The organism is Desulfurella sp., assembly GCF_049977265.1.
Taxonomy (GTDB): Bacteria; Campylobacterota_A; Desulfurellia; order Desulfurellales; family Desulfurellaceae; genus Desulfurella.
Genome location: NZ_JBMFGQ010000062.1, coordinates 1 through 5,574, shown reverse-complemented (window position 1 = coordinate 5,574; position 5,574 = coordinate 1). Strand labels below are relative to the sequence as shown.

Here is a 5,574-nt window from a genome sequence, read left to right as displayed (position 1 = left end):
ATTCCAAAAATTAAGCTCTATGCTTTATGGTTAAAATTATTATTTGTATGTTAATATTTGACAAAATATCGCAATTAATTTATATATTATGATAATGAAAAAAATATTTGCATTGCTGTTTATCTTATTTTCATATTCTGCAGCTTTTGGACTTAGTGTGCATATAGTCTATCCTGAAACCTGCACAAGCAACTATACAATAAAAGCCTATGGTAAGGTTGAAACAAACCAAAATATAACAATTAATGCACCAATAAGCGGTATTATAAACATAAGCTCATCTTTTTCAAGTGTTAAAAAAGGCGAACCTTTAGCTCAAATCTATCCCTATAACTTTTCAAACAAACTGCAAAATGCCAAAAATAATATTGAAGCAGCCAGAAAAAATTTAGAAGATACAATCAAATTAAAAGAAGCAAATATAGCAACCTCTCAAGAACTCCAAAAAGCAAAAATGCTTTACTACCAAGCAGAAAGCAACTTAGAAAACCTAAGATCCATACTTGAACAAACTAAAATTTATGCACCGTTTTCAGGCAGTTTACAATACCTTGTAGCATCTCAAAGCTATGTAGAAAAAGGTCAGCCTATTGCTATTCTAAAAGGAAACGGCGATTTATGGATCCAGGCTTTTGTAACTCCAGATGATATATCCAAATTAAAAGTTGGCCAAATTGTTTATTATTATCACTCCAACTTGAAGCAGCAAGGCACGATTGCACAAATATCTCCCAGCACAGATTCAAGCGGGCTTATGCCAGTATTTGTAAAGTTTAACAACAAAGACCTCATTGCTGGAGTGTGGGTTAAGCTTGATATACCAATTGCTCAAAAATCATGCCTTTGTATACCAAAGCAAGCTATTGTCTCAAAAGGCTCCAAAGTGTATGTATATATTGTAATTAATGGCGTCGCCTGCGAAAGAGAGGTTGGTTTAATAAATATCGCTGGCAACACTGCTTACATTTTTGGCAATATCGCTAAAAATGAACCTATTGTAGTAAGCGGCATGCAAAGGCTTAAAAACAAAACTAAAGTAACAATTATGAAATGAATAAACACCTAAGCTTTTTATGGAACAACAAAATTACAGTATTTTTGTGCGGCTTTTTAATCATATTTGGTGGCATATTTGCACTTTTTAGCCTGCCAGAGAGCATCTTTCCCAATGTAAGCTTTCCAAAAGTATCTATTCTTGCGCATAACCAGGATTTGCCTGTAAAATATATGCTTGTTAATATAACAAGACCTCTTGAAGAAGCAGCAAGATCTGAACCTGGCGTTAAGCTTGTAAGGTCTCAAACAGGAAACGGCATATCCAAAATCCATGTCTACTTTGATGAAAATGTAAACCCCAAAACAGCGTATCTTATGTTGCAAGCAAGAATAGCTAAAATCAATTTACCTCCAAACTCCGACTTAAGCGTTCGCCTGATGGAGCCAAATATATACCCATTTGCAGAATATGCGCTTGTTTCAAATAAGATTGATAGCCCAAATATGATGAGCTATTACTATTTTCAGGTAAAACCTATGCTGCTTAGTATAGACGGTGTTTATAAAGTAGAAGAAACTTCCCGTGGGTGGCCCGAGATCAACATAGCCCTAAATCCTCAGAAACTATTGCAATACAAAATATCACCTCAGGAAGTTATCCAATCTCTTAAATTAAACCAGGGGCCTTTTTTTGCTGGAGCTATGAATTATTTTAACCAACAACTAACTTTATCTTCAACAAACACACCAGACAACATCAAGGATTTATCTGAGTTTACAATACCTGCTAAAACAAATAATTTAGAAAATATTCCGCTAAAGCTGGGAGATATAGCTTTGATCAAAAGTGAAAGCCCTCCTTTGATAAAAGATGCAAAAGTGTCTTCGTATAAACACGCTTTGATTATGGATATACTTTCGCAGAACAAAGCAAACGAGGTAGAAGTATCTAAAAAACTCAGCGATATAATAAATACCATTAAAGAAAAACTACCTAGCAATATCAGTATTGTAAAAATCTATGATTTAAGCGACTTAATAAAAAGCAACCTAAATGATGTGTGGATAGCGCTAATAATCGGCAGCATTATCGCTTTAATTGTTGTTTTATTGTTTATTGGAAGAATAGATGGCGCAGTGAGTGTATTTCTGGTTGTGCCTCTTTCTTTGTCTTTAACCTTCATCACTTTATATATTGCTGGTTTTGGACTAAACATAATGACGCTTGGTGGTATTTGCGCATCAATTGGAGCTATGATAGACCACGCAATAGTAATAATTGAAAGGGGTTTGCAAGACATTAGCGGCAATCTTGAACAGAGAATTTCAAGTGTTTTTAAAAGGCTCAAAGATATACTGATGCCAATGAGTTTAGCTACACTTACATCAACCGTCGTATTTATACCTCTTATCTTCTTGCCCGGAACATTAGGGCTTTTATTTAAGCACATGGCTGTGGCTATAATAATAGCTCTTATTTCATCGCAACTTATTGCTTTGACATTCACGCCTATATTATCAATGATTATTGCCCACCGTAAAATAAAAAAGACAGCCAAAGTTAAAAACAGAAAATTTTATTTTATATATACTCGCTTGTTAGTTCTTTTTATGCGCAAGCCATGGATATCTGTTGTAATTATTTTAATAAGCGCAATAATAGGCTATTCTACATTTAAAAACCTTCCAACAGCATTTTTACCTAGATGGGATGAAGGGTTAATTTCTGTTCCGTTTAGAACACCAATTGGAAGTAGCGTTGAAACAACAACCAAAGTAGGTGAGCTTTTGATGAATGAAGCTTCTATAAACCCTAATGTCAAAAGGGTTTCTTTAATGGTTGGTAGAGGTTTTGGAAATTCTTTTTCAACGCCCAATAAAGCTATATTGATGATTGTATTAAAAAAGAACAGAACAGAAAGCACAGAAAAAATCATGTTAGATCTGGATAAAAAATTTAAAACGCTTGCGCCCAACCTCATATCGCTAAATTCTTCGCAGGTTATGGTAAACAGGTTAGGCGACTTGTCTGGATCGCATGCGCCACTGGAAGTATTTCTTTTTGGCAACAATCCTGATAAATTATTCGCAGAAGGCCAAAAACTATACAAAACACTGGCAAAAAACAAAGATTTTGAACAAATAACATTTAAATCTCCTTCGGCTGGTCCAGAAATAGAGTTTAACCCCTCATACTTTGCCTCAATTAACAATATTAACTCTCAAGATTTAGCAGACACAGTAAAACTTTATTTCTGGGGAGACACTGCTGGCTATATTTTAAAAGGCGAGCAACTCATACCGCTTAGAGTAACGCTTCAAAACAAACCACAAACAATTGAAGAACTGAAAAATCTAAACATAATACATAACAACAAGCCTTTAGACTTGAGTATGTTGTCAAATATAAATGTAAAAACAAATGTTCCATATATCACTCACCAAAACTTAGTCCCCTACTCTTATATCTGGGTCAAACCAAAAAGCAGTGTTGGTCTTTCAAAAGCTGCAAGTGATATTGAAAAGATAGTTAAACAAATGAGTCTGCCACACGATATTAACTACTCAATAGGCGGATATTACAAGCAACAAACCAAGAGTTTTCACGATATGTACCTAATTTTAGCAATAGCGCTTTTTATATTGCTGATACTATTTGGTTTTCAATTTTCAAGCCAAAGATGCGCACTGTCAGCTATTATTGCAATTAGTTCTACTGCAAGCTTTTCTTTGCTGTCTTTATTTGTAACAAAAGTTGCACTTGATAGCACTGCGTTTTTGGGAATTTTGCTTGTATTTGCAATTATGGTAAACAATATTATACTAATATTTTCCAGATCAAAACAATTGGGCGAAAATCATTCAGCAAAAAGCATAGCGCTGGCTGCAAAAAGCCGATTAAGACCAATCATTATGACTATGAGTGCCGATGTTGTTGGATTTTTGCCTCTTGCTATAGGTATTGGAAGGGGGACAGATTTATTGAAGCCCTTAGCCATTGCAACAATTGGGGGATTGATATTTGGCGCTTTTGCCTCGCTAATTATTGCACCGTCTTTGTTTAGCTTGTTTAATGCTAAGAAAAAAATTTAGTCTGCTATGCGTAAATTTTGACCGCACGAAACCTCCAGTGCGATTAAATTATTATAAAAGCTTTGCTTTAAATCCAGCAAAGCAAGTTTTTCTTTAATAAGATTTTCTTTAATATTGTAATACGAAAGCAAACTTACATTTCCATCTTCGAATGCTATCTTGTAAATATTTTGAGTATTTTCTATTCTTTCAAGGTTATTGCTGACAACTTCATATGCTTGATATATGTTTTTCAAATTAGACATTGTTTTGTCTATGTCAATTTGAGCATCTCTTAATCTACTTATATATTGGTTGTATATCTTTTCTGTGGATATCTGGGTATATTTTATTGTTCCCTGGTTATGGTTAAATATCGGAAAACTTATATTAATACCAAAACCTAATGTATGAACATCTGATGTATCGCGCGCAAACGGAAAGCTTATGCTAATTGGCATAAATTGAGAAAAAACAAGTTGTTTTAGTTTTTCCTCATTGCTTTCATAAGCAAGTTTTATCGCAATTAAATCAAGCCTATTGTTAACTTTATCAAGCAATGTGGTTTTTTTTGGTAAATTTATAGGTATTTTTAATTTTAAATTTGTATCAACACATAATTTATAATCATATGTTAAACCTAAAAATTTATAAAGTTCATTTTTTGCGTTGATTAACAATTTTTCATTAGACTGAACTTCCATTTTTGTTCGTTGTAATTGGTCTTGAGCGTTTAACATTTCTATTTTATTTACCAAACCTTGCTTATAAAATTTATACAGGACATCAAACTGTTCTTGTTTTAAATGCTCAATTTCTTTGAGCAGTGTGATTTTATTTGATAATACTATAAAGTTGAGTGCAAGCAACTTTGCGTTTTCATATACCTGCCATTCATCCCATTTTAATTGAATACTTTTTGATTCAAGTTCTAATTGCCCTGTTTTTATTTTAGCATTTCTTTGAATTATTGATCCAAGATCAAATGACGGTGATATGCCATATGCAATATAAGGGTTTGTTAAAGTTCCAGAAATAGGTTTTGATAGGTTAAAACTTATTTCTGGATTTGGTAAAAGCTTTGCCTGCTCTAAATTAGCTTTGATTAAACCTAAATTTAATCTCTCTATATTAAGTTGGGGATTCAATAAAACTGCAAATTCCGCTATCTCTGAAATTGATAATGGCTTTTTTAAAGCATGTTTGGGTATCAATGGATTTTTTATTTGATTTACTTGTTGTTCCAGTTTATGTAAAGGAGGAACTTGCAAAGATTTATTAATATTTTCACTATTTAGCGGTACTGTCTTGTAGGTAGCGCATCCACCTAAATCAATAATAATTATTGCAATGATAAAAATTGACAAAATAGTTTTCATTTTAAGATCCCAAAAAAAATAATATCACATAGCAAAGAAAAATGAAATAAATTTTAATATATTTTCAAACGCTTAACGTATTATCTATAAGATATTATAGCCTATGTGTGCATAATATATAACGATA

General features: G+C 32.9%; 3 protein-coding genes. 2 read left to right on the top strand and 1 reads right to left on the bottom strand.

Annotation, left to right across the window (positions count from 1 at the left end; all coding sequences use genetic code 11):
• The first annotated feature begins 94 nt into the window (after positions 1-94).
• Together ACP5FO_RS08315 and ACP5FO_RS08310 are read left to right on the top strand one after the other, a co-directional pair.
• On the top strand, positions 95-1,054 hold the full coding sequence (locus ACP5FO_RS08315) for an efflux RND transporter periplasmic adaptor subunit (RefSeq protein WP_428110607.1): 960 nt from the start codon (positions 95-97) through the stop codon (positions 1,052-1,054).
• Entirely contained in the window at positions 1,051-4,089 is a 3,039-nt protein-coding gene (locus ACP5FO_RS08310) for an efflux RND transporter permease subunit (RefSeq protein WP_428110606.1), read from the top strand. The genes ACP5FO_RS08315 and ACP5FO_RS08310 overlap by 4 nt, the downstream gene beginning before the upstream one ends.
• Here the strand turns inward: ACP5FO_RS08310 and ACP5FO_RS08305 are convergent.
• Complete coding sequence (locus ACP5FO_RS08305; protein ID WP_428110605.1) at positions 4,086-5,447, bottom strand: TolC family protein; 1,362 nt, start codon at positions 5,445-5,447, stop codon at positions 4,086-4,088. The two genes, ACP5FO_RS08310 and ACP5FO_RS08305, sit on opposite strands and share 4 nt — an antisense overlap.
• Between the last annotated feature and the right edge of the window lie 127 nt (positions 5,448-5,574).